This window comes from Tabrizicola sp. (assembly GCF_051645465.1).
GTDB lineage: Bacteria > Pseudomonadota > Alphaproteobacteria > Rhodobacterales > Rhodobacteraceae > Tabrizicola.
Genome location: NZ_JBOFBI010000333.1, coordinates 1 through 3613, shown reverse-complemented (window position 1 = coordinate 3613; position 3613 = coordinate 1). Strand labels below are relative to the sequence as shown.

General features: G+C 62.9%; 4 protein-coding genes. All 4 read left to right on the top strand.

Features of this window, described 5'->3' with window-relative positions; translation table 11 throughout:
• Positions 1–402: nuclear transport factor 2 family protein (locus ACRCSW_RS21385; RefSeq protein ID WP_438707674.1), on the top strand; the 402-nt coding region annotated here is incomplete at its 5' end.
• Positions 403–521: 119 nt separating this feature from the next.
• Entirely contained in the window at positions 522–995 is a 474-nt protein-coding gene (locus tag ACRCSW_RS21380; protein WP_438707673.1) for a YybH family protein, read from the top strand.
• A 176-nt stretch (positions 996–1171) separates the two neighbouring features.
• Positions 1172–1972 (top strand): alpha/beta fold hydrolase, encoded by an 801-nt coding sequence (locus tag ACRCSW_RS21375; RefSeq protein WP_438707672.1) that lies wholly within the window; start codon positions 1172–1174, stop codon positions 1970–1972.
• A 71-nt stretch (positions 1973–2043) separates the two neighbouring features.
• Positions 2044–3417 carry an FAD-containing oxidoreductase gene (locus tag ACRCSW_RS21370; protein ID WP_438707671.1) on the top strand — a complete coding sequence of 458 codons (1374 nt, stop codon included), beginning with the start codon at positions 2044–2046 and terminating at the stop codon, positions 3415–3417.
• The last annotated feature ends 196 nt before the right edge of the window (positions 3418–3613 follow it).

Genomic DNA, 3613 nt, shown 5'->3' with positions numbered 1-3613 from the left:
GATATGAGCATCAAAGACAACAAGCAAGTCGTGCGCGAATTTCTTGGCAACTTCAAGACATCGAATGCCGATGGCATGATCGATGCCATGACGGAAGACGCAACCTGGTGGGTCAATGGTAAGCCGCATCTCTTTCCGTTGGCCGGCACGAAGACAAAAGCGGAAGCTGCAACGATGCTTCGCAGCATGTTTGCCGCCTACGTGGACGGCCTGGACATGACGATCGTCAGTGTCATCGGCGAGGGGGACAGCATCGCCGCAGAGGCGCGCTCGCACGCGAGAACCCATTCCGGCAAGATCTACGGGAACGGGTATTTCTTCCTGTTCAAGCTTCGCGGCGGAAAGATTGCCATGGTCAGGGAGTATACCGATCTGATGCATGTGCAGGAGATTTTCGGCTAGTCGCGTCTTGGGCCGGTGGACCGCAATCCGCCAATCATCCATGCCAGGCCCCGTGTCGACAGCAGGGAGTCGAACTGGCTCATGAAAGCCAAACCGTACAATGCAACTGGAGAAAGAAGATGAAAATACTCAATTCCTTGCGCCGCTTTGCAACTGTGACCGCCCTTTTGCTTCCGCTCGGCCAGACAGTGAGTGCACAAGAGATCGCAAAAGTTCAGGACGGACTCAGTGGTCCGGTCCTGGCATGGGTGAGGGCCGTCGAGTCGGGCGACTCTGCCGCGATTGCCGCAATGAATGGGCCCGACACGATCGCCTATCCGCCGGACGTGGCCGTCCTGATGGGTCAGCAAGAAATCAGTGCAGCCTATGACGGATTGTTTGCGGCATATTCGGCTGAGGTCGAGGTCACCGATGCCCAGTACCTAGAGGCTGGCGGGTTCGTGCAGTCCTGGGGCCTCTATACTCTGGTCCTAACTCCCAAAGGTGGGGGCAATGCGATCACCCTGAACGGTCGTTTCACGGATGTCGCGGAAGCTGTCGAGGGTGGTTGGCGCTATATCGTCGATCATGCTTCGCTGGTTCCCACCAACTAGGGGACGAAGTCTTACCCGCGAGAGGCCTCGGCCATGTCCTGTCTCTCGCACAATCTCCTCGCCACGCATGCCGACCAAATCAAAGCTGGTCTCATTACCGTCACATGCTCGGATCGATGAAACCTTGGCCGCGAGTGCCGGCAACCAGTGTTCCACCTCAGAAAGGAGAGAAGACCATGACCAGTACCCTGAAAACCATAGCCGCCGCCGCACTCGTCGGCAGCGTCGCCCTTAGCGCAAGTGCCGAGCCCATCCGCAACATCGTCCTCGTCCACGGTGCCTTTGCTGACGGATCGGGCTGGCGGGGAGTCTATGATGAACTGACTGCACGCGGCTATGCCGTCAGCATCGTGCAGAACCCGCTGACCTCGTTCGCCGACGATGTTGCAGCGACCCAGCGGGTGCTGAACCGGCAGGACGGCCCGGTGATCCTGGTCGGGCATTCCTACGGCGGCAGCGTGATCACCGAGGCGGGTACCGATCCGAAGGTCGCGGGCCTTGTCTACGTCGCGGCCTTCGCGCCCGAGATCGGCCAGTCCACGCTCGACCAATATACCGAAATTCCGCCACCGCCAAACTTCGTCCCCGAAGAACAGCCGGACGGTTTCGCCTACCTGAACGGCGAGAAGTTCCGGGCCGGTTTCGCGGGCGACACCAGCGAGGCGGATGCAGCCTTCCTGCGCGATAGTCAGGTGCCGATCGCGATGGCCGCGCTTGCAGCACCCGTCACGGTCGCCGCTTGGCAGACAAAGCCCAGTTGGTATGTTGTCGCGACCGAAGACGGCGCGATCGACCCGGAACTTCTTCGGTCGACCGCCCGCCGGATTGGAGCCGAGACGACCGAGGTGCCGGGCAGCCACGTCGTGTTCCTGACCCAGCCAAAGGCTGTGGCGGACGTGATCGAGGCGGCAGCGATCGGCGCTGTCGGGGCTGTCGAAGGAGAAAGCTCCACAGGCGCGCTTGCACCGTCGGAGTGAAACCGTCGCCACCCCCAAACGCGCCTAAACGCGGGCCGGCAGGGGTGGCGATGCCTAAACGGAGCCCGAAGATGCGGACTTTCGACGCGATCATGATTGGGGCCGGTCAGGCCGGGCCGCCCCTGGCCGCCCGCCTAGCCGGCAATGGCATGACCGTTGCTTTGATCGAGCGGAAGCTCCTCGGCGGCACCTGTGTCAATGTCGGTTGTACGCCCACAAAAACCCTCGTCGCCTCGGCCAAGGTCGCGCACATGGCGCGCAGGGCTTCAGACTTCGGCATAACCCTGCCGGTAGGCCCGCTGATCGACATGGCACGCGTCAAGGCCCGCACCCAAGCCGTGGTCGCTGCCTCTCGCGCCAGCCTGCAGACCTGGCTTGACGGGATGCCGGGGCTGACCCTGATCCATGCGCAGGCGCGGTTCATGGGCCCCAACCGGCTGGAGGTTGCAGGCGAAGAGATTGCCGCGCCGCGCATCTTTCTCAATGTGGGCGCGCGTCCCGCGCGGCCTGACTTGCCGGGGATCGGCGATGTGCCGACCCTGACCAGCACGACGATCCTTGATCTGGACCGCGTACCCGCGCATCTGGCGGTCGTCGGCGGCAGTTACATCGGTCTGGAAATCGCCCAGATGTACCGCCGTTTCGGTGCGGAGGTGACGGTGATCGAACGCGCCGACCGGCTGATATCGCGCGAGGACCCGGAGATTTCGGAGGCGATCCGGGCGATACTTGAAGCGGAAGGTGTTCATGTACGCACCGACGCGGATTGCATCGGGTTCGCGCCGCATGTAAAGGGCGCCACCGTGCGCGTCAACTGCGCGGCCGGTGCGCCCGAGGTTGTCGCCTCGGATGTGCTCGTGGCTGTCGGCCGCACGCCCAATACCGATGATCTGGGGTTGCAAGCGGCGGGGATCACACTCGACGCACGCGGCTACATTCCGGTGAATGACTGTCTGGAGACCGCAACGCCCGGCATCTGGGCGCTTGGAGACTGCAACGGTCGCGGGGCCTTCACCCACACGGCTTGGAACGATTACGAGATCGTTGCTGCAAACCTGCTGGACGGGGCTGACCGCAAGGTCAGCGACCGCATCCCGGCCTATGCGCTCTATATCGACCCGCCGCTGGGTCGGGTCGGCCTGACCGAGACGCAGGCGCGCGCGGCCGGGCATGACATTTTGCTGGCTTCACGACCGATGACCCGGGTGGGCAGAGCGGTGGAACGAGACGAGACCCAAGGTCTGATGAAGGCCGTGGTCGACGCCACGACCGGCCGCATCCTCGGAGCGGCGATCCTCGGCATCGAAGGCGATGAGGCGGTCCACAGCGTGCTCAACATGATGCATGCGGGGGCCGACTACCGAACCCTGCAATGGGCCGTGCCTGTCCACCCGACGGTGTCCGAACTGATCCCGACCCTGATGGGGGACTTGAAACCCGCCTGATGCGCTGCGACGGAGGCCCAAGGCGAATTGTCCTAGCAGCAGCCCGATCCGCAAACTCGGCCCATAGCTGCCGCCCGGCCCTGATGTGATTTTGCGGTGCAGCTTCGCCAGACCGGCCGTTAGTGCGGCATGCAGCAAGTTTGTCAGGTCAAGCCGCACACAAGGTTCTGAGCCGCGGGCCAGCGTCTTTAATTGT

Coding starts and splice junctions, on each gene's coding strand:
- ACRCSW_RS21370 (WP_438707671.1), top strand. CDS start 2,044: ATGCGGACTTTCGACGCGATCATGATTGGGGCCGGTCAGGCCGGGCCG.
- ACRCSW_RS21380 (WP_438707673.1), top strand. CDS start 522: ATGAAAATACTCAATTCCTTGCGCCGCTTTGCAACTGTGACCGCCCTT.
- ACRCSW_RS21375 (WP_438707672.1), top strand. CDS start 1,172: ATGACCAGTACCCTGAAAACCATAGCCGCCGCCGCACTCGTCGGCAGC.